The organism is Streptomyces sp. NPDC058326 (assembly GCF_042879855.1).
Taxonomy (GTDB): Bacteria; Actinomycetota; Actinomycetes; order Streptomycetales; family Streptomycetaceae; genus Streptomyces.
In genome coordinates this window covers 112,965-133,348 of sequence record NZ_JBHVZO010000011.1, presented here as the reverse complement: position 1 = coordinate 133,348, position 20,384 = coordinate 112,965, and the positions used below count along the sequence as shown (strand labels likewise).

Annotated in this window: 16 protein-coding genes; 6 read left to right on the top strand and 10 right to left on the bottom strand. The window is 72.2% G+C overall.

What is annotated here, in order from left to right; genetic code table 11:
* Nucleotides 1-68: 68 nt before the first annotated feature.
* Both ACFVYX_RS21300 and ACFVYX_RS21295 read right to left on the bottom strand, forming a co-directional pair.
* Nucleotides 69-1,052 (bottom strand): zinc metalloprotease, encoded by a 984-nt coding sequence (locus ACFVYX_RS21300; RefSeq protein ID WP_389682971.1) that lies wholly within the window; start codon nt 1,050-1,052, stop codon nt 69-71.
* A 347-nt stretch (nt 1,053-1,399) separates the two neighbouring features.
* The gene (locus tag ACFVYX_RS21295) at nt 1,400-3,046 is read right to left on the bottom strand and encodes an alkaline phosphatase D family protein (RefSeq protein ID WP_389682970.1); all 1,647 of its coding nucleotides are present in this window, start codon (nt 3,044-3,046) and stop codon (nt 1,400-1,402) included.
* A 244-nt stretch (nt 3,047-3,290) separates the two neighbouring features.
* On the opposite strand from ACFVYX_RS21295, the gene ACFVYX_RS21290 reads away from it, so the two are divergent.
* A complete protein-coding gene (locus ACFVYX_RS21290) occupies nt 3,291-4,763 on the top strand; it encodes a PQQ-binding-like beta-propeller repeat protein (protein WP_389682969.1) in 1,473 nt (490 codons plus the stop codon).
* Nucleotides 4,764-4,809: 46 nt separating this feature from the next.
* On the opposite strand, the gene ACFVYX_RS21285 is transcribed toward ACFVYX_RS21290, so the two are convergent.
* The 3 genes from ACFVYX_RS21285 to ACFVYX_RS21275 all read right to left on the bottom strand — a co-directional run bounded on the left by ACFVYX_RS21285 (nt 4,810) and on the right by ACFVYX_RS21275 (nt 7,842).
* Nucleotides 4,810-5,625 (bottom strand): DsbA family protein, encoded by an 816-nt coding sequence (locus ACFVYX_RS21285; protein WP_389682968.1) that lies wholly within the window; start codon nt 5,623-5,625, stop codon nt 4,810-4,812.
* A 78-nt stretch (nt 5,626-5,703) separates the two neighbouring features.
* The gene (locus ACFVYX_RS21280) at nt 5,704-6,390 is read right to left on the bottom strand and encodes a hypothetical protein (protein ID WP_389683084.1); all 687 of its coding nucleotides are present in this window, start codon (nt 6,388-6,390) and stop codon (nt 5,704-5,706) included.
* Nucleotides 6,391-6,483: 93 nt separating this feature from the next.
* On the bottom strand, nt 6,484-7,842 hold the full coding sequence (locus ACFVYX_RS21275; RefSeq protein WP_389682967.1) for a DUF2252 domain-containing protein: 1,359 nt from the start codon (nt 7,840-7,842) through the stop codon (nt 6,484-6,486).
* Nucleotides 7,843-8,019: 177 nt separating this feature from the next.
* On the opposite strand from ACFVYX_RS21275, the gene dnaE reads away from it, so the two are divergent.
* A complete protein-coding gene (dnaE, locus tag ACFVYX_RS21270) occupies nt 8,020-11,559 on the top strand; it encodes a DNA polymerase III subunit alpha (protein WP_389682966.1) in 3,540 nt (1,179 codons plus the stop codon).
* 156 nt (nt 11,560-11,715) lie between these two features.
* Here the strand turns inward: dnaE and ACFVYX_RS21265 are convergent, their stop codons facing one another.
* Nucleotides 11,716-11,889, bottom strand: a complete 174-nt coding sequence (locus tag ACFVYX_RS21265) for a hypothetical protein (protein ID WP_389682965.1) — start codon at nt 11,887-11,889, stop codon at nt 11,716-11,718.
* Nucleotides 11,890-12,104: 215 nt separating this feature from the next.
* Between ACFVYX_RS21265 and ACFVYX_RS21260 the strand changes: the two genes are divergently transcribed.
* The 4 genes from ACFVYX_RS21260 (at nt 12,105) to ACFVYX_RS21245 (ending at nt 16,116) form a co-directional block, all read left to right on the top strand.
* The gene (locus ACFVYX_RS21260) at nt 12,105-13,460 is read left to right on the top strand and encodes an NYN domain-containing protein (RefSeq protein ID WP_389682964.1); all 1,356 of its coding nucleotides are present in this window, start codon (nt 12,105-12,107) and stop codon (nt 13,458-13,460) included.
* A 20-nt stretch (nt 13,461-13,480) separates the two neighbouring features.
* Nucleotides 13,481-14,452, top strand: coding sequence for an ABC transporter ATP-binding protein (locus tag ACFVYX_RS21255; protein WP_389683083.1), 972 nt, complete (start codon nt 13,481-13,483; stop codon nt 14,450-14,452).
* Between the two features lie 160 nt (nt 14,453-14,612).
* Nucleotides 14,613-15,440, top strand: coding sequence for an ABC transporter permease (locus tag ACFVYX_RS21250; RefSeq protein ID WP_389682963.1), 828 nt, complete (start codon nt 14,613-14,615; stop codon nt 15,438-15,440).
* Between the two features lie 34 nt (nt 15,441-15,474).
* The gene (locus ACFVYX_RS21245) at nt 15,475-16,116 is read left to right on the top strand and encodes a DUF2567 domain-containing protein (RefSeq protein ID WP_389682962.1); all 642 of its coding nucleotides are present in this window, start codon (nt 15,475-15,477) and stop codon (nt 16,114-16,116) included.
* Between the two features lie 34 nt (nt 16,117-16,150).
* On the opposite strand, the gene ybaK is transcribed toward ACFVYX_RS21245, so the two are convergent.
* The 4 genes from ybaK to ACFVYX_RS21225 all read right to left on the bottom strand — a co-directional run bounded on the left by ybaK (nt 16,151) and on the right by ACFVYX_RS21225 (nt 20,334).
* Complete coding sequence (ybaK, locus tag ACFVYX_RS21240) at nt 16,151-16,648, bottom strand: Cys-tRNA(Pro) deacylase (RefSeq protein WP_389682961.1); 498 nt, start codon at nt 16,646-16,648, stop codon at nt 16,151-16,153.
* 103 nt (nt 16,649-16,751) lie between these two features.
* A complete protein-coding gene (locus ACFVYX_RS21235) occupies nt 16,752-17,489 on the bottom strand; it encodes an LON peptidase substrate-binding domain-containing protein (protein WP_389682960.1) in 738 nt (245 codons plus the stop codon).
* Between the two features lie 10 nt (nt 17,490-17,499).
* Nucleotides 17,500-18,552, bottom strand: coding sequence for a hypothetical protein (locus ACFVYX_RS21230; protein ID WP_389682959.1), 1,053 nt, complete (start codon nt 18,550-18,552; stop codon nt 17,500-17,502).
* A 177-nt stretch (nt 18,553-18,729) separates the two neighbouring features.
* Entirely contained in the window at nt 18,730-20,334 is a 1,605-nt protein-coding gene (locus tag ACFVYX_RS21225; protein WP_389682958.1) for an oxidoreductase, read from the bottom strand.
* Nucleotides 20,335-20,384 lie beyond the last annotated feature (50 nt).

The window sequence follows — 20,384 nt, the reverse complement described above, 5'->3', positions numbered from 1 at the left end:
GACGGTGTCGAACGGGCGTGGCCCCCGGGGGAGTTCCCCCGGGGGCCACGCGCCGTCGTGCGGTCTGATCAGGCGCGGTAGGCGGCCCAGTACTCGTTCATGCGGGTCACCTGGCCCGAGGTGAACTGGTACATGCAGGCGTCGTACGTGTAGTCCATGAAGTTGTGGATCGGGTCCACACCGGACTTGGAGGCGCAGGAGTCACGGCCGGTCGGGCACTCGTAGGCCGGGCTCTTCTCGGCCGGGGTGTCGGTGACGTAGTCGCCGTTGCCGTTGCAGCCGCCCTGGAAGGTGTGGTAGAGGCCCATCCAGTGGCCGACCTCGTGGGTGGCGGTGTCGCCCTCGTTGTAGTTGGCCGCCGAGCCGCCCGGGAGCGACGTGTCGAGGACGACGACTCCGTCCATGGACGGGTTCGACTGGTACGAGGACGGGAAGGTCGCCCAGCCGAGGAGGCCGCCGCTCAGGTTCGCGGTGTAGAAGTTCAGCGCGCCGGCGCCGCCCTTGCGGAGGGTCTGCTTCATCTGCTTCTCGGCGGTGGAGCCGGAGGCCAGGTTGTACCAGGAGGCGTTGTCCGTGTAGTCGGTCGCGGCCAGGGTGAACTGGAAGTTGCTGTTCACGTTGCCGGTGCCCTGGCCGGCGTACGCCGCGTTCAGGACCGCCATCTGGTTGTTGATCTGGGTGGCGGAGAGCTTGCCCGTCGTCCCGGAGTGGATGACGTGGAAGTAGACGGGGATGTTCACCACGGCGGCGGCGTCGGCCGTGGCGCCGACGCGGCCCTCGGCGCGGGCCGCGGTGAACTTCTTCTTGAAGTCTTCGTCCATGGTCTTGGCCTGGGCGGCCGTGACCTCGTTGGGCTCGTGGGCGTGGCTCTCGGCTCCGCGTGCCTTACGGGCACCGGAGAGGGCCTCGTGGTCGTCGTGGCCGTCGACACATTCCTCGGCCGAGGCGCCGGCCAGGGTGGCGGTGGGCGCGCCGGTGGCCACCGGGGCGGACAGGGGGGCCAGGGCCAGGGTTCCGGCCATGATGGCGGTGCCGAGCATACGACGTGACATACGCGGCGATATACGGACAAGAGCACGCACGGTGACTCCTCGCGGGGGGTGGTGGTGAGGAACTTCCTCGCCACTGCGGGGAGATTACGCGTCCATGTCAGGGGTCGTTGAGAAGTGATCAGGCCCAATCATTCATGGAGCAATTCAGGGCATCGGGAAGAAAAACTTGTGCGGCTTCCGGAGTTTGAGACGTCGACGTAACAGTCGGGGTGACAGAGGCGGGTGGTGTGTCCGGATTCGATCTCCAAAACCGGCCACCCGCCGTAGCGACGTCATCTCCTGTTAACAGAAGCGATCATGGCTGAAAATCGACCATGAGTGTCCGTCAGGGGAACAACACGGGAACCTCAGCGGACGGGCTGGTGCACCCGCTCGACCCGCTGCGTCCCGCTGAGCGTCCGATAGGAGCGCGTCCAGGCGGTCGTCGCGGCCGGATCGGTCTTGTCGGAGACGGTGTAGTAGTCCATCTGCGAGCGCTCGGCGGTCACGTCGAGGACGCCGTAGCCGTGGTGGTCCATGTCCACCCACTTCACATGCCGGTTGGCGGCCTTGACGGCCCCCGCGGCCACCACCGAGAGCGTCCCCGGGGCCACGTGCAGCAGGTCGTCGAGGTTGTCCGAGGTCACCGAGGTGACGACGAACTCGGTCGCCGCCGAGGCCGAGAGCGGATACGTCGCCGCCTTCACCGGCACGTCGTTGGCCCAGGCCATGTGGATGTCACCGGTCAGGAAGACCGTGTTGCGGATGGCCCGCGACGTCAGGTGGGCGAGCAGCTCCTTCCGGTCGTCCGTGTACCCGTCCCACTGGTCGACGTTGACCGCGAGCCCCTCCTTCGGCAGACCCATGAGCTCGGCGAGCGGCTCCAGGAGGTGGGCGGGCAGGGCGCCGAAGGCGACCGGCGAGATCATCACCGAGGTGCCGACCAGCTGCCAGGTCGCGTCCGAGCCCGCGAGACCCGACTTGAGCCAGTCCAGCTGGGCCCGGCCCGTGACGCTCCGCTCCGGATCGTCGACGCCGCCGCTGCCCGTCTGCGCCGGGGCCGAGCGGAAGGAGCGCAGATCGAGCAGATGCAGATCGGCCAGCCTTCCGAAGCGGAGACGGCGGAAGACGGTGCCCTCCGTGGAGGCGCGGACCGGCATCCACTCGAAGTACGCCTGCTTGGCGGCGGCCACCCGGGCCGCCCACTCGCCCTCGGCACCGGGGGTGTGGTTCTCGGCCCCGCCCGTCCAGGCGTCGTTGGCGAACTCGTGGTCGTCCCAGATGGCGATCACCGGGTGGGCCGCGTGCAGCGCCTGGAGGTCCGCGTCCGTCTTGTAGTGGCCGTGCCGGGCGCGGTAGTCGGCGAGCGAGACGATCTCGTGGCGCGGCTCGTGCCGCCGGACGGTGTACTTCGCCTCCGGGTAGGTGCCGCTGCCGTACTCGTAGAGGTAGTCGCCGAGATGGAGGACCGCGTCCAGGTCGGCGCGGGCGGCGAGGTGGCGGTACGCGGAGAAGTGGCCGGCCTCCCAGTTCGCGCAGGAGACCACGCCGAACCGGACACCGGGCACGGCGGCGTCGACGGCCGGCGCGGTCCGGGTGCGGGCGGCGGGGGAGACGGCGGAGTCCGCGGTGAAGCGGAACCAGTAGGAGGTGGCCGGGCGCAGACCCCGGACGTCCGCCTTCACCGTGTGGTCGGAGGCGGCGGTCGCCGTGGCCGTACCGGAGGCGACGATCCGGGCGAAGTCCCGGTCCTCGGCGAGCTCCCAGCCGACCTGGACGTCGGCGCCGAGGCCGGAGCCGGGTATGGCGTCGGGAGTGGGGGTCACGCGCGTCCAGAGCAGGACGCCGTCGGGCAGCGGGTCGCCGGAGGCGACGCCGTGGAGGAACGCGGTCGCCCCGGAGACCGCGTGGGCCGTGGAGGCCGCGCCCAGGAGGGCGGGCACCGCGGCGGTGGCGGCGGCGGCCTTGACGACCGTGCGCCGGCTGGGGGAAGTGGAAAGGAATCGACTGGTCACGGGCAGTCAGATTACTGTCGAGTACGTTCGGTGGGCAGGCGATATCCGGAAGTTCGCCGGCCCGTCGCCCACCGGTCGCGTCCCCGCCGCGGCCGGGTGTCCGCGGGGATCGCTAACCTGACCCGGGATCAGAACGGCTTTCCGGAGGACACCTTCGGATGGGGCCGCTCGCACCGTCGCAGGGGGGAACCGGATGTCGCAGTCGAACGAGCCCTGGTACAGGCACCGTCCACCGTCCTGGCCCGTGCCGGACAACCCGTACGCCCCCGGGGGCTACGGCCCGCCGCCGCCCCGCCCGCGCCGCCGCCGGTGGCCGCTGGCCGCCGCGGGCCTCGCCCTGCTGCTGCTCGTCGGCACCGGCGGGTACGTCCTCGGCGAGCGCGACGGAGCGGACCGCGCCAGGGCGGAGCGCGCGGCCCCGCCCACCACGACGGCACCGCCGAAGGCGACCGCCCGCCCCGCGCCGACGCCCTCCCGGATCCCGACCGGCGAGGAGATCGCACGCAAGCGCAAGGCCGGCGAGGCGAGCGCCTGGATCGTCGACGACCGCACCGACCTGCCCCGCCGGCACATCCCGACCGAGGACCTCTGGATCATCGGGGACACCGTCGTCCAGGCCGTCTACAAGAAGGTCGTCGCCCACCGGCTCGGCGACGGCGCCGAGCTGTGGAGCATCACCCTCCCGACCCCCGTCTGCGAGACCCCGGTCAACGCGACCCCCGACGGCAAGGTCGTCATCATCCTCCAGAACGTCGAGGCGTGGACCGGCGCCCGGTGCAACCAGCTCCGGATGATCGACCTGCGCACCGGCAGGGCCGGCTGGCACAAGGAGCTGACCGAGACGGGCGCGGGGGACGACACGATCATGGTGGACAGCGCGATCAGCGGCGGCACCGTCGCGTTCGTCCACAGCATGAAGGCCGCCGCGTACCGGGTCGCCGACGGCCGGAAGCTGTACGACATCCCCATGGAGAACCCCGGGAAGTGCCATCCCGGCAGGGTGGCGGGCGGCACCCGGCTCCTGGTGCTCGCTGTCTGCGCGATCTCCTTGACGGAGACGTCGTACCACCAGGTCCGGGAGATCGACCCGGTCACGGGCAAGGTCCGGTGGCGCTTCCGGACGGAGCCGGGCTGGAGGGTCGGCCAGGTGCTCTCCGTCGACCCGGCCGTGATCACCACCGCGCGCCGGGAGACGCACGCCGACGACTGGCGGGTCGTCGCCCTCGGGCCCGACGGCCGGGCCCGCAGGACCATCGACCCCCGGGGGAAGGGCTTCGAGCACTGCGGCGACTCGGTGGACACGTCCGGCGACGCCCAGGCGTGCCGGCAGGCCGTCGTCGGAGGGGGGCTCGTCGTCCTGGGCGGCACCGATCGCGTCGGCGCCTACGACCTCGGTACCGGGAAGCTGGTCTGGGGCGTGAAGTCGGACACGCCCTCGTACGGCTACTTCCCCCTGCGCGTCGGACCGGGGAGGACCGGGTTCGTCTACGAGGTGAGCACGGGCGGCAAACCCGGGCGGGTCTTCCGGGTCGGCCCGGGCGGCGCCGGCACGATCAGGGACGTGCTGAAGCTCCCCGAGTCCACCGCGAGGGTCGAGTTCGGAGTGGGGGTCGTCGGAGAGAACGCCTACGTGGGCGACCGGCTCGTCCTCACACCCGCGAACCTGGACGGCGACGACGCCCGGAACGAGCCCCGCATGCTCTCCTTCGCTCCCTGATCCGCCGGAGGGGAGCGGACCAGGGAAGCGAAAGAGGACGCTCCGCTCAGCCCTTGAGGGCCGCGTCGACCGCCGTGGTGAACTCGGCCGGCGTCATCGGCGGGCTGTCGCTGCCCGCCACCGTCACCGGCTTGCCGTCCATCTTCAGGGTCGGCGTGCCGGTCACCCCGCTGTCGTCGAAGGCCTTCGACATCTTCATCGCCCAGGCGTCGAAGGTGCCGTCCTCGACGTTCTTCCTGAACGCCGCGTTGCCCTTGAGGGCCGGCACGGAGTCCGCCACCTCCAGGAGGTAGGAGTCCTTGGCGAACTTGTCGTCGTTCTCCTCCGGGTGGAACTTCGCCGAGTAGAGCGCCGCCTTGTACGTCACGAAGGCCTCGGGGCTCACGTCCAGGGCCGCGCCGAGCGCCGAGAGAGCGTTCTTCGAGCCCTCGCCGGTGGCGGCGTCGTCGATGAAGGTGGCACCGACGTACTTGATCTTGTACTTGCCCGCCTCCACGTCCTTCTCGACCGTGGCGCCCACCGACTGCTCGAAGGTCGCGCAGACCGGGCAGCGCGAGTCCTCGTACAGCTCCAGGGTCTTCTTCGCGGACGACTTGCCGATGACGACGGTCGTGCCGTTCGTGCCCGAGGTGTTCTTCGGGGCCTTCACGGTCGAGGCCTTCGCCGCCGCCTCCCACGCGGAGGGCTTGTTGGACTGCACCACGGCGTAGCCGATGCCGCCGGCGACGGCCAGCACGGCCACGGCCGAGACACCGACGACGAGCTGCCGGCGCGCCCGTTCCTTCTTCGCCTGGCGCTCGCGCTCGACGCGCAGCCGCTCGCGGGCGGCGGCCTTGTTGGCCTGGGAGTTGCGTGCACTCATGATCGTGATCTCCGTGAGGTGTGGTCCGGCGGAGCCGGGAGAAGGAAGAGGGGACTGCGTGCCTGCGGGCCGTGCCGCTCAGACGAGAGCGAAGGCCGGGCACGGCGGTCCCCGCCGCCCCACGGAGTGCGTGAGGAGCCGGGTACGGGAAGGCCGGGGCCGTCCCACGGGCCGTCCGGCGCGCCGCGGCGCCGGACCTGTCGAACCGGAGAGGGCCGCCACGAGCAGCAGCGGCCGGCAGGCGAAGCCCGCCACCGCGCCGCACAGCCGGGCGAGCGCCCGCTCCCCGCCGCGCAGCCAGACCGCCGCCGTGAGACCCACGCCCACATGGGCGAGGAGCAGCAGCCACGGCAGCGCCGGTTCGGGGGAGTCGAGCAGGGCGGCCGCGGTGCCGCTCTCGGGGGCCGCCACGCCCGGCAGCGGGGTGCCCACGGCGCCGCCGCAGAACACCTCGAGGCCCACCGTGCGCAGGGAACCGGCCACCGGGCCGCCGGCGGCGCCGTAACAGACCGCCTGGCCGCTGGTGAAGAGCGTGTCCGCCGCCAGTTCGAGGGGGACGAGGAGGCCCGCGATCGGGCCGAGGCCGCGCTCCCGGCCGGCCAGCGCGTACGCCACGGCGAACACGCCGACCGCGACCGGCGCGACCGTGCCGAGCGGCAGCGGCACGCGCGAGAGCAGCACGTGGGACGCCACGGACAGCGTCACGACCAGTGCCGTGAAGAACGCCGCCCGCAGCGCTCTCAGCTGCGTCCCTGCCATGTCCATCGTCGTGGAGTGTGCCATGCCGGGCCGTAAGGGGTCCTTAAGGGCAGGCTGTGGGACGCCCCACCGGCCCCACGGAGGCCGCGGGGCGTCCCCTCACAGACCGGGTATCCGGCCGTTGCGGAAGAGGTCCACGAAGATCTGGTGGTCGGCCCGTGCACGAGCTCCGTAGGCGTGCGCGAAGTCCACCAGGAGGTCCCCGAAGCCCTCCTCGTCGGCGGCGATCGCCGCGTCGATGGCCCGCTCCGTGGAGAAGGGCACCAGCGAGTGGCCGCTGGAGTCGTCCGCCGCCGCGTGCATGGTCGCCGTCGCCCGGCCCAGGTCGGCCACGGTCGCGGCGATCTCGTTCAGGTCGTCGATGTCCGACCAGTCCAGGTCCACCGCGTACGGCGAGACCTCCGCGACCAGCTGTCCGGCTCCGTCGAGCTCGGTCCAGCCGAGCCACGGGTCCGCGTGCGCCTGGAGCGCCCGCTGCGAGATCACGGTGCGGTGGCCCTCGTGCTGGAAGTACTCCCGTACCGCCGAGTCCGTCACATGGCGGGAGACCGCCGGGGTCTGCGCCTGCTTCAGGTAGATCACGACGTCGTTCTCCAGGGCGTCGCTGTTGCCTTCGAGGAGGATGTTGTACGAGGGGAGGCCCGCCGAACCGATGCCGATCCCGCGCCGCCCGACCACGTCCTTGACCCGGTACGAGTCGGGGCGGGCGAGGCTGGACTCCGGCAGGGTCTCCAGATAGCCGTCGAAGGCCGCCAGGACCTTGTAGCGGGTGGCCGCGTCCAGCTCGATCGCGCCGCCGCCCGCGGAGAAGCGGCGCTCGAAGTCCCGGATCTCGGTCATCGAGTCGAGCAGCGCGAAGCGCGTCAGCGAGCGCGCCTCGCGCAGGGCGCCGAGCAGTGCCCCTTCGGCGGTCTCCAGGGTGAAGGAGGAGAGCTCCGACGAGTAGGGGTCCTCGGTGCCCATGGCGAGCGCGTGGATCCGCTCCCGGTAGGCGGCGGCGTAGATCCGCACGAGGTCGGTGATCTGGCCGTCGCCGAGCGCCTTCGCGTACCCGAGGAGCGCCAGGGAGGCGGCGAGCCGCTTGAGGTCCCAGGTGAAGGGGCCGACGTAGGCCTCGTCGAAGTCGTTGACGTTGAAGATCAGCCGGCCGTTGGCGTTCATGTAGGTGCCGAAGTTCTCGGCGTGCAGATCACCGTGGATCCAGACCCGGCCGGTGCGCTCGTCCAGGTAGGGGCCGGCCCCTGTGCTCCCGCCCGGCCGCCCGGCGGCCTCCCGCTCCAGGTCGGAGTAGAAGAGGCAGGCCGTGCCCCGGTAGAAGGCGAAGGCGGATCCGGCCATCTTGCGGAACTTCACACGGAAGGCCGCGGGGTCGGCGGCGAGGAGCTCGCCGAAGGCGGTGTCGAAGACGGTGAGGATGTGCTCACCGCGCTCTGCGGCGGTGGGCTGCGGGACCGACATCGAGGTGCCTCCTGGGACCGGGCGTACCGGAAGAACTGTTCAGGGCAATTGGGACAGGTGTTCCCTGCCTCTCAACGCGCGACCCTGGCTGTGAGTGCCCCTCGGGTGTCAGTCGCCCGACGTAGACTTCCACGGTCCCCCCAGCCACCCCTGTGACCGCTACGGAGACCTTCCGCCGTGACCAAGCCGCCCTTCACGCACCTCCACGTCCACACCCAGTACTCCCTGCTGGACGGTGCCGCGCGGCTCAAGGACATGTTCAACGCGTGCAACGAGATGGGCATGACCCATATCGCCATGTCCGACCACGGCAACCTGCACGGGGCGTACGACTTCTTCCACTCGGCGAAGAAGGCCGGGGTGACGCCGATCATCGGCATCGAGGCGTACGTCGCCCCCGAGTCCCGGCGCAACAAGCGGAAGATCCAGTGGGGCCAGCCGCACCAGAAGCGGGACGACGTCTCCGGTTCCGGTGGTTACACCCACAAGACGATCTGGGCGGCGAACAGCACCGGACTGCACAACCTCTTCCGGCTCTCCTCCGACGCGTACGCCGAGGGCTGGCTGCAGAAGTGGCCCCGGATGGACAAGGAGACCATCTCGAAGTGGTCGGAGGGGCTCATCGCCTCCACCGGCTGCCCCTCCGGCGAGCTGCAGACCCGGCTCCGCCTCGGCCAGTTCGACGAGGCCCTCAAGTCGGCCTCCGAGTACCAGGACATCTTCGGCAAGGAGCGGTACTTCCTGGAGCTCATGGACCACGGCATCGAGATCGAGCGCCGGGTCCGCGACGGGCTCCTGGAGATCGGCAAGAAGCTCGGCATCCCGCCGCTCGTCACCAACGACTCGCACTACACCTACGCGCACGAGTCGACCGCGCACGACGCCCTGCTCTGCATCCAGACCGGCAAGAACCTCTCCGACCCGGACCGCTTCCGCTTCGACGGCACCGGCTACTACCTCAAGTCCACGGACGAGATGTACGCCATCGACTCCTCGGACGCCTGGCAGGAGGGCTGCCGCAACACCCTCCTGGTCGCCGAGCAGGTCAGCACCGACGGCATGTTCGTCGAGAAGAACCTCATGCCGAAGTTCGACATCCCGGAGGGGTACACCGAGGTCAGCTGGTTCCGCGAGGAGACCATGCGGGGCATGCACCGCCGGTTCCCGAACGGGATCCCCGAGGACCGCATGAAGCAGGTCGAGTACGAGATGGACACCATCATCTCGATGGGCTTCCCCGGCTACTTCCTCGTCGTCGCCGACTTCATCATGTGGGCGAAGAAGCAGGGCATCGCGGTCGGCCCCGGCCGAGGCTCCGCCGCCGGCTCGATCGTCGCGTACGCCATGGGCATCACCGACCTCGACCCGATCCCGCACGGACTGATCTTCGAGCGCTTCCTCAACCCCGAGCGCATCTCGATGCCCGATGTCGACATCGACTTCGACGAGCGCCGGCGCGTCGAGGTGATCCGGTACGTGACGGAGAAGTACGGCTCCGACAAGGTCGCCATGATCGGCACGTACGGCAAGATCAAGGCGAAGAACGCGATCAAGGACTCCGCGCGCGTCCTCGGCTACCCGTACGCCATGGGCGACCGGCTCACCAAGGCCATGCCCGCCGACGTCCTCGGCAAGGGCATCGACCTCAACGGCATCACCGACCCCTCGCACCCCCGCTACGGCGAGGCCGGCGAGATCCGCGCGATGTACGAGAACGAGCCGGACGTCAAGAAGGTCATCGACACCGCCCGGGGCGTCGAGGGCCTGGTCCGCCAGATGGGCGTCCACGCGGCCGGCGTGATCATGTCCAGCGAGCCGATCGTCGACCACGCGCCGATCTGGGTCCGGCACACCGACGGCGTCACCATCACGCAGTGGGACTACCCGCAGTGCGAGTCGCTCGGCCTGCTCAAGATGGACTTCCTGGGCCTGCGCAACCTCACCATCATGGACGACGCCGTCAAGATGGTGAAGGCCAACAAGGGCATCGACCTCGACCTGCTCGCCCTGCCGCTGGACGACCCGGCCACCTTCGAGCTGCTCCAGCGCGGCGACACCCTCGGCGTCTTCCAGTTCGACGGCGGGCCCATGCGCTCGCTGCTCCGGCTGATGAAGCCCGACAACTTCGAAGACATCTCCGCCGTGTCCGCCCTGTACCGGCCGGGCCCGATGGGCATGAACTCCCACACCAACTACGCGCTGCGCAAGAACAAGCAGCAGGAGATCACCCCGATCCACCCCGAGCTGGAGAAGCCGCTCGAAGAGGTGCTCGCGGTCACCTACGGCCTGATCGTGTACCAGGAGCAGGTGCAGAAGGCCGCGCAGATCATCGCCGGCTACTCGCTCGGCGAGGCGGACATCCTCCGCCGCGTGATGGGCAAGAAGAAGCCCGAGGAGCTGGCGAAGAACTTCACCATCTTCCAGGCCGGAGCCAAGAAGAACGGCTACAGCGACGAGGCCATCAAGGCCCTCTGGGACGTCCTGGTCCCCTTCGCCGGCTACGCCTTCAACAAGGCCCACTCCGCCGCGTACGGCCTGGTCTCCTACTGGACCGCCTACCTCAAGGCCAACCACCCCGCCGAGTACATGGCGGGACTGCTCACCTCGGTCAAGGACGACAAGGACAAGTCCGCCGTCTACCTGAACGAGTGCCGGCGCATGGGCATCAAGGTCCTGCCGCCCAACGTGAACGAGTCCGAGTCGAACTTCGCCGCCCAGGGCGACGACGTGATCCTCTTCGGCCTCTCCGCCGTCCGTAACGTCGGCACCAACGTCGTCGAGTCGATCATCAAGTCGCGCAAGGCCAAGGGGAAGTACTCCTCCTTCCCGGACTTCCTCGACAAGGTCGAGGCCGTCGTCTGCAACAAGCGGACCATCGAGTCGCTGATCAAGGCCGGTGCCTTCGACGAGATGGGCCACACCCGCAAGGGCCTGGTCGCCCACCACGAACCGATGATCGACAACGTGGTGGCGGTCAAGCGCAAGGAGGCCGAGGGACAGTTCGACCTCTTCGGCGGCATGGGCGAGGAGACGGCCGACGAGCCGGGCTTCGGTCTCGACGTCGAGTTCTCCGACGTCGAGTGGGAGAAGTCGTACCTGCTCGCCCAGGAGCGCGAGATGCTCGGCCTGTACGTCTCCGACCACCCGCTCTTCGGTATCGAGCACGTCCTGTCCGACAAGACGGACGCGGCGATCTCCCAGCTCACCGGCGGTGAGCACGCCGACGGCGCGGTCGTCACCATCGGCGGCATCATCTCCGGCCTCCAGCGGAAGATGACCAAGCAGGGCAACGCCTGGGCGATCGCCACCGTCGAGGACCTGGCCGGCTCCATCGAGTGCATGTTCTTCCCGGCCACGTACCAGCTGGTCTCCACCCAGCTCGTCGAGGACACGGTCGTCTTCGTCAAGGGACGGCTCGACAAGCGCGAGGACGTGCCCCGTCTGGTCGCCATGGAGCTGATGGTCCCCGACCTGTCGAACGCCGGGACCAACGCGCCGGTGATCCTCACCATCCCCACCGTCAAGGTGACCCCGCCGATGGTCACCCGGCTCGGCGAGATCCTCGGCCATCACAAGGGCAACACCGAGGTACGGATCAAGCTCCAGGGCCCCCGGAAGACGACCGTGCTCCGGCTCGACCGGCACCGGGTGCAGCCCGACCCGGCGCTCTTCGGCGACCTGAAGGTGCTGCTCGGCCCGTCCTGCCTGGCGGGCTAGACGCTCCCTGGACGCCGTGATCCGTGGCGACGGCGGTGTGAGGGCGGGGCGGAGTGACCGCACCCCGTGTGACCTGCACCCCCGCGTGGCCGCGCGGCCGGCCGCGCGCAAGGGGCGCGCCCGTTGTCACGGGCGCGCCCCTTTGCCGTGGTCGCGTCAGTTGTGCCCGAAGCGCTTCTGACGGCCCTTGCGGGCGACGTCGCTCGGCAGGACCTGGGACGCGCGCTGCGACGCCTCGGACTCCATCGCCGACTGCTGCGCCTGCTGGGTGCCGCGCTCGGCCGGCGACTGCTGCTTCTGGCTGCGGTTCTGATTGCGGTTCTTGGCCATGGGGATGCCTCCTCAAAGGGACCTAGGGGCCAGGGCCGCTGCCAGACTCACATACCGCATGAACCATCGCATGTTGGATCATTACGGAGCGTAAGGGTCCGGCGGCCGTGACATCCGCCACGCCGATGATCCAGTTCCGACCGTCGAGCCCCCGCCCTTCGGGCAGACTCGAAGGAAATCCGAAGCAACTCCGATCCCGAGGTTCCCGAAAGAGGGTGGAACACGTGGACCGCTGCGTCGTCCTGGTGGACGCCGGCTACCTGCTGGGCGCCGCCGCCAGTCTCCTCGCCGGGGAACCGGCCCGCTCCAGGATCACCGTCGACCACGCCGGGCTCATCCAGCAGCTGCGCCAGCGCGCCGAGGCCGAGACCGCGCTTCCCCTGCTGCGGATCTACTGGTTCGACGGCGCGCCCGACCGGGTGCCCCAGCCCGAGCACCGCAGGCTGCGGGTGATGCCCCGGGTCACCGTCCGGCTCGGCGCCCTGACCCGGAGCGACGGACGCTGGGCCCAGAAGGGCGTCGACGCGGCCATGCACACCGAGCTGACCGAACTCGCCAGGAACAGGGCCTGCTCCGACATCGTGCTCGTCACCGGCGACGGCGACCTGCTGCCCGGCCTGATGTCCGCCAAGGAGCACGGCGTCGCCGTCCACCTCTGGGCCGTCCAGGCCGCCGACGGCGACTACAACCAGTCCGAGGACCTGGTCGCCGAGGCCGACGAACGCCGGGTCCTCGACCGGGCCTGGATCACCCGCGCCGTCCGCGCCAAGGACCTGACCGGCATCTGCGCGCCGCCGCCCGCCCCGCGCCCCGAGATCGCCGCCATCCTCTCCGCGCCGCTGCCCGAGGCGGCCCTCGCCGCCTCCGCCGGACGCGCCGCCGACGAGGCGGCGGCCACCCGGGCCGCCGGGGAGGTCTCCACCGCCGACGGCAACGGGCACGCCCACGGTGACGGTCACGCGCACCGGGGGGACGGCCACTCCCACGGCAACGGACACGTCCGCGACGACGGGCACGGCGCCGGCGCGGCCGCCCCCGCCTCCGGCAAGGTCGTCCCCACCCCCAAGGACCTGGCCGGGCTCCGCGGTCCGGGCGCGGCCGCCGGCGGCGCCCCCGCGCCGCAGGGCGCGAGCGCGCTCCGCTGGTCCTCCGACCGGGGCTGGGTCGAACGCCCCGCCCCCACGCTCGGCGAACCGGCCGAGACCGCCTCCCTCCCCACCCTCGCCACCCTCACCAGCGCCGAGCAGCGCTGGGCGGACCGCGAGGAGGACATCACCACCGTCGGCGGAGACCCGTTCGAGGTCGGACAGGTGTTCGCCCGCAGGTGGATGGAACGGCTCCCCGAGCAGAGCCACGTCCAGAAGCTGTCCACCCTCTACCCCCGCATCCCCCACCGCATCGACGGCGAACTCCTCCGCTACGCCGCACGTTTCGGTCTGCTCGCCCACAAGGACGACCAGATCGACGAGCACGACCGGTACGCGATCCGGGCCGGCTTCTGGCGCGAGATCGACGTCCGGGCCGCCGCCGAACCCGCCCCCGCGCCCGGAGCGGGCCCGGCGACCCCGTAGGCTCTTCCCCCGTGAGTACGGTGTGCGCGGTGCGGGATCTGGTCAAGACGTACCCCGCCACGCGCGGCAGGCGCGGCGCGCCCGCGACACCCGAGGTGCGGGCCACCGACGGGATCAGCCTCGACGTGCGCGGCGGCGAGATCTTCGGCCTGCTCGGCCCCAACGGAGCCGGCAAGTCCACCCTCGTGCGCCAGCTCACCGGACTCATGCGCCCCGACTCCGGCTCCGTCCGGCTCCTCGGCCACGACCTCGTACGCCACCCCGAGCGGGCCGCCCGGCTCCTCGCGTACCTCGGCCAGGAGTCCACCGCCCTCGACGAGCTGACCGTCGCCCTGGCCGCCGAGACCACCGGACGGCTGCGCGGCCTCACCGCCCACGACGCCCGCGCCGAGCGCGACGCCGTCCTGGCGGAGCTCGGCCTCGGGGAACTGGCCTCCCGGCCCCTCAGGAAGCTCTCCGGCGGACAGCGGCGGCTCGCCTGCTTCGCCGCCGTGCTCGTCGGCCGGCGCCCCGTCCTCGTCCTCGACGAGCCCACCACCGGCATGGACCCCGTCGCCCGCCGCGCCGTCTGGGCGGCCGTCGACCGGCGGCGCGCCGAACACGGCACCACCGTGCTGCTCGTCACCCACAACGTCATCGAGGCCGAGACCGTCCTCGACCGGGTCGCCGTGCTGGAGCGCGGCAGGGTCATCGCCTGTGACACCCCCGCCGGACTCAAGGAACGCGTCGCGGGCGAGGTCCGCGTGGAGCTGGTGTGGCGCGAGTCGGCGCCCCTCCATCTGCCCGAGGTCGCCGCGCTGCGCGGGCTCGCCCAGGAGACGGGACGGCGCTGGATCCTCCGGCTCGCCCCCGACGCGGCCCGCGCGGCCGTCGCCACCGTCACCGGCGGCGCCGCCTTCGCCGCCCTCGACGACTTCACCCTGGCGACACCCAGCCTGGAGGACGTGTACCTGGCGCTCGGCGGCGCGACCGAGGGGCTGGTGAAGTCGTGACCTTTCCGGACCCCCGGGCGCTCCTCGCGCGCCCGCGTCCCCGAGGGCCGCACGACCGCCCGTTCTCCCGGGACCTCCACGCGCGTCCCCGACGCCCCCGTGCCCGCCCGCAACCCCGACGCCTCCGCGTCCCGTACGTGACCGTCAGGAGCTGTACGCAGTGAGCACCGTGTCCGCCGAGGTCCTGCCGACCGGCGCGCTTCCCGTCCGGGCCCGCGACGACGAGGGCGCCGCGGCGCCCCTCGCCCCGCGCGCCCGGTTGCTGCCGGCCATGGCCGCCGTCTACCGCGCGCAGCTCTCCCGGGCCCGGGTCGCCCGCATCCCCCTTCTCTTCGTGGCCACTTTCCAGTCCATCGGGATCATGGTCCTGATGCGTGGGGTCGTCGACGGCGGCTCCGAGGCGCGCGCCGTCGTGGCCGGCTCCACCGTCCTCGTCGTCGCCTTCGTCGCGCTCAACCTGCTCGCCCAGTACTTCGGGCAGCTGCGGGCGACCGGCGGCCTCGACCACTACGCCACCCTGCCCGTGCCGCCCGCCGCCGTCGTGCTCGGCGCGGCCGGGGCGTACGCCTCCTTCACCGTGCCCGGCACCGCCGTCACGGCCGTCGCGGGGTCCGTGCTCTTCGGGCTGCCGCTGGGGCACCTCTGGATCCTCGCCGCCGTCGTCCCGCTCGCCGGGGCGGCGCTCGCCGGGCTCGGCGCCGCTCTCGGGCTCCTCGCGCCCCGCCAGGAAATGGCCACCCTCCTCGGCCAGCTCGGCATGTCGGCGGCGCTGCTCCTCGGCGTCCTCCCGCCGGAGCGGCTGCCCGGGCCCATCGGCTGGGCCCGGGACCTGCTGCCGTCGACGTACGGCGTGGAGGCCCTGGCCCGCACCTTCGACCCGCACCCCGACTGGGCGGCCGTCGCCCTCGACCTCGCCGTCTGCGGGGTGGTCGGCGTGGTCTCCCTCGCGGTCGCCACCTGGGCGTACCGGCGGGCCGCCGTCCGCTGAGGCGGGACACGGGAGCACCTGGCACGATGGCGGGGTGACCGCACCTCTGACTCCGCCTCACCAGCCGCAGCCGCACGACCCCGACTGGCCGCCGCCGCCCCCGCCGGTGCCCGGCCCGGAAGGGGACCCGATCACGGCGGCCGAGGTCGTGCGGGGCGTTCTGGTGACCCTCGTCTCGGCGGTCGCGGGGGCGCTGCTCGGGGTGCTGTGGCTGAACCTGGCCCCGCGTGTCCTGCTCATCTCGGACGGCAAGGGGGTCTACCTCCGCAACTCCGAGGGGGAGGCGGCGATCGGCGCGGACGGGACGTTCGTGCTCCTCGCGCTGGCCTTCGGGGCGGTCGCCGCGCTCGTCGTCTTCCTGCTGCGCCGCAAGGGCGGTGTCCCGCTGGTCCTCGGACTCGCGCTCGGCGGTGTGCTCGGCTCGCTGCTCGCCTGGGGCCTCGGGACGTACTTCGGCCCCACGCGGAACGTGGTCGCCCACGCGAAGGCGGTCGGCTCCGGCGTCCCCTTCGAGGCACCGCTCGAACTGAACCTGGCGGCCGCGGCGATGCTGGCCTGGCCGCTCGCCGCGATGATCGTGTACCTGGCGCTCATGGGCCTCTTCGGCCCCCGCGACCCGGAACCGGAGCCGTGGGACCAGCCGAAGGCGTACGGCCACGGTCCCACCCCGAGCTGACGGGACCGGTCCGGCGGCCGCGCGCCGACGACCGTCAGACGCGGCCGATCGGGGCCACCACCGCGGAGGTGAGCGCGGCCAGGTCCGCGGGCGAGAGCTCCACCTCGAGGCCGCGCCGGCCCGCCGAGACGCAGATGGACACGTGCTCCGACGCCGAGGCGTCGATGACCGTACGGAGCCGCTTGCGCTGGCCGAGCGGGGAGATGCCGCCGCGGACGTAGCCCGTGGTGCGCTCCGCCGCCGCCGGGTCCGCCATCGCCGCCCGCTTGCCGCCGACCGCGGAGGCCAGCGCCTTCAGGTCGAGCTGGCCCGCCACGGGGACCACGGCGACCGTCAGCTCGCCGTCGACGTCCGCCACCAGCGTCTTGAAGACCCGGTCGGGGGAGACGCCGAGGGCCTCCGCCGCCTCCTCGCCGTACGAGGGGGAGGCCGGGTCGTGCTCGTACGCGTGGAGGGTGAAGTCGGTACCGGCCGCCGTCAGGGCCACCGTCGCCGGCGTGCCGCCACTGTTCTTCTTCTGCTTCTTCGCCACGCGCTCGCTCTTCCTCGGCTCGGGTCGGCTGGTTCCGGGTCGGCCTGGCCCGGAACGGCCCGGTCGGCTGGTCACCGACCGGCTCGGGTCGGCCGGGGCCGGGTCAGTTCGGGTACGTCGGGGTCTGCGTCAGGTCCACCACCGGCAGCGACGGCAGATGCCGGAGCACCGCCGTCTCCGCGCGGAGCAGCGTCAGCTCCTCGCGCAGCCGCGTCGCCGTGTCCGGGGCCTGGAGCAGCCGCTGCTTCGACGGGGTGTCGAGCACCGCCGCGGCCGCGACCAGGTACGACACCACCGAGGGGTCGTCCGGCAGCTCACTCGTCGTCAGCGAACGCTCCCGCGCCCCCGCGAGCCGCTTCTGATAACTGCGGAAGGCCCGCAGCACCCCCTCGGAGAGGGGGCCGGCCTCCTCGCCCTGCTCCTCCGGGATCTCCTCGACCTCGGCGACGAGGAACGGCCCGCTCGCGTCGACCGACAGCAGCTTCACCCGGGTCGTCCCGGTGGCCATCACCTCGAAGCTGCCGTCGGCGCGCTCCCGGATCGACGCCGCGTCGGCGATGCACCCGACCCGGTGGAAGGCCTGGACGGGGTCGGGGCCGAAGCCCGCCGCCGGGCCCTTCTCCGGCAGCGCCGTCTGGTCCGGCATGCCCGGCGCGGTCGGCGCGACCTCGCGGCCGTCGCGGATGGCGACGACGGCGAAGCGGCGCGGCTCCGAGTCGTCGATCGTGAGCAGCTCGCGCATCATGGCGCGATAACGCGCCTCGAAGACGTTCAGCGGCAGCACGAGGCCCGGGAACAGCACCGTGTTGAGCGGAAAGAGAGGCAGGCGAGCGGTGGTCACAGCGGTCAGCCTAATGGCCGCCGGGCCCATGTCGTCCGGCCCGTCCGCCTCCGGTGCCCCACAGCGGCGTCCGGCGGGCCACCTCGCCCCGCACCCGGTCCCGCGCGGTGAGGAAACCGCGCAGCGGATCGTCCCGTACGGCTGACCGGCCGGCGCCCCGCGCGGCCCCCCACGGGAACGAGGTCGCGTGGGCCCCGACCCGGCCGAACTCCTCCGCCGCCTCCTCCCACCGCGCGCGCTCGACCAGCACGTACGCGAGCAGGTTGCGGACCTCCGCGGGCCAGGGGTCGCCCGTCGGGAAGGACGCCGACAGGGCCAGGGCGCGGTGCGCCGCCCGGTCGATCCGGGCCTCCACCACGGACGGGTCCAGGTGCGCGGGCATCCGCAGCCGGTCGTAGGCGGCGCGGACCGGCAACGCACGTACGAGCGAGTCGGCGGCGGCGTCGTCGGCCGCCTGCTCGGCGAAGTCGAAGGCGGCCCGGTGTGAGCCGTACCACTGCGCGGAGAGGTACTTGAGGGCCGCGACATGGGAGCCGTAGTGGTGCGGGGAGCGCCGCACCGCCTGCTCCCAGAGCGACTCGAAGACGGTGTGCCCGGCGTGTGCCCCGCGTGCGTGGTCCAGGGCGAGCCGCCACGGCACCGGGTCGTGCGAGGCCGCCTCGGCGACCGCCGTGATCAGTGGGCCGAGCTCGCGCAGCCGCTCGGCCCGCGCGGGGGACTCCCAGGCCCTGCGGACGGAGAGCTGCGCCGTGACGAGCACGGCGTCGGGGTCGCCGGGCGCGGCGGCGAGCCAGTGGGTCAGCCAGTCGTCCCTGCGGTGCGCGAAGGTGGCGAGCCGGGTGACGTACCGGTCGCGGTCCTCCCACTCGCCGGCGTCCCGGGTGGTGGCGAGCAGCTTCGCGGCGGGCTCCGGATCGTCGAGGGCGGCGGCGACCAGGGCGGGGGCGAGCCGCTCGTCCGGGGCGTCGAGCAGCACGTCGTCGTCCGGGACGAACCCGGCGGCGAGCCGCGGGGTGTGCCGGGCCGAGCGGACGGTGCCGATCAGGGCACGGAGCAAGGACATGGTGCGCCCTATTCTGTCCCGGCTCCTCCGGCCTCGGCAGCCTGCGTCACAGCCCGTACACCAAACCTCCGCCGCCCCGGCCCTCTCGTCGAACACCCGCCTCCGGGCGACGACGGGAGTCCGACGACAGCCATGGCTCCTGCTGACGACACCCCGAGCCCCTGCTGACGACAGGCTCTAACCCCGGCTCAGGAGCCGGGTCGCGCCCGCCGCCACCGTCGTCGCCAGGATCCAGCCCAGCAGGATCAGCACCGCCGCCACCCACTGCCAGGCGCCTTCGAGCCGCCAGTAGCCGTCCTGGCCGAGGTTGATCACCGGGATCAGCAGGTCCAGGGCGTACAGCGGGCCGTTCCAGGCGGGCGCCTCGTCCGCCTTCAGCGGTATCGGGCGGTAGCGGGAGAAGGCCACCGTGCCCGCCGCCCACAGGACCGCCATCCACAGCGCCGCCCGCCCCGGCCGGTAGCCGTACGCCACGGTCAGGTCCTGGAGGTATCCCCAGAGCTTGCCCGCCACCGGCAGGGTCTCCCGTCTGCGCCGCTGCTTGGCAAGCAGCACCTCGCGGGCGTCGGCGTCCTCCCCGCTGTTGCGCAGGACGGTCGCGAGGCGTTCGTACGGCTCGGGGGCGTACTCCGGGGTCGCCGCCGCCACCCACTCCAGGCGCCGGGCGAGCGGGAAGTGCCCGTACGGCACGAGGTTCTCGTAGGCGAACCCGCCCATGGCGAGCCCGCCGGGGCCCGGCCAGCTGGTCGACAGGTCGATCAGTGTGACGACCTTGGCGCCGTTGAGCACGACGCGGCCCTCCTCGGGGCGCTCCCCGTTGAACCTCAGCTCCGGGGTGACGATCCGGCGCAGCGAGACCTCCTCCCGGCGGGCCCCGTCCAGCAGGAACCGGGCGTGGTGCAGGTCCACCGCGTCACCGAACCGGCCGTCGTCGAGCCGCACGCCGCCGTGGAACTCCACCGGCTTGCGGTGGGCGCCCTGGGCGGGCGTCACCCCGTACGGCGGGGTGGTCGTGGTGCTTCCCGTGAAACCCGCGTCCTCGTACACCCAGGCCGCGTTCAGATAGAGCGAGCGCTCCACCGTCAGCTGCGGTGCGTTGAGCGCGCGGCGGCCCTGCGCGCCGCGCAGCACGCTGCCCCGCAGGCTGAGCGAGACGCCGATGTTCGCCCCGCGCAGGCTCAGCTCCCCGTGCGTCTCGATCAGCTCGGCCTGGAGGTCCTGGGCGACCACGAGACCGTCCGCGGCGATGGCCCGTCCGCGCCGGTCCGGCCACACCTGGATCTGGTTGACGAGCAGGTCCGTGCCGATCTGCGCGTCGGTGAGGCGGATCCCCCATCTCACCCGGCAGCGCGGAAGGTGCAGGTCCCCCTCGGTGTGCAGCCGGGCGGCCTCCAGGCGCGGCAGCGCGCACTCGACCATCCGCAAGGTGCCGAAGCGGGCCTCGGGCAGCACCACCTCGCCGTCGAACCGGCAGCCGTGCAGCTCGACGTACGGCCCTATCGTCCCGCCCGCCAGGTTGAGCACGCCCGTGATCCGGACCCCGCGCAGCTTCAGCGCGGCCACCCGCCCGGACCTGGCCGGCGGTCCGGCGAGCAGCAGCAGCGCCACCACGTCGGCGCGGACGCTCCGCTCCTCCCCCCACTCCCGCCCCCCGAAAGGGTCGTCCAGCTCCGCGATCCCCTCCGTCAGATCGCACGTCCTGCCGACGCGGAACGCCCGCCACACGGCCCGCTCCGGGCCCGTGAGACCGTCCGGCATCCCGTCCTCGTGCGGCTCGGTCACTGCCGCCCCCTCGCTTTCCACGATCCGTTCCCCCGAATCCACGATTCCGT

Coding starts and splice junctions, on each gene's coding strand:
- ACFVYX_RS21300 (WP_389682971.1), bottom strand. CDS start 1,052: ATGTCACGTCGTATGCTCGGCACCGCCATCATGGCCGGAACCCTGGCC.
- ACFVYX_RS21285 (WP_389682968.1), bottom strand. CDS start 5,625: ATGAGTGCACGCAACTCCCAGGCCAACAAGGCCGCCGCCCGCGAGCGG.
- ACFVYX_RS21280 (WP_389683084.1), bottom strand. CDS start 6,390: ATGGACATGGCAGGGACGCAGCTGAGAGCGCTGCGGGCGGCGTTCTTC.
- ACFVYX_RS21275 (WP_389682967.1), bottom strand. CDS start 7,842: ATGTCGGTCCCGCAGCCCACCGCCGCAGAGCGCGGTGAGCACATCCTC.
- ACFVYX_RS21265 (WP_389682965.1), bottom strand. CDS start 11,889: ATGGCCAAGAACCGCAATCAGAACCGCAGCCAGAAGCAGCAGTCGCCG.
- ACFVYX_RS21230 (WP_389682959.1), bottom strand. CDS start 18,552: ATGTCCTTGCTCCGTGCCCTGATCGGCACCGTCCGCTCGGCCCGGCAC.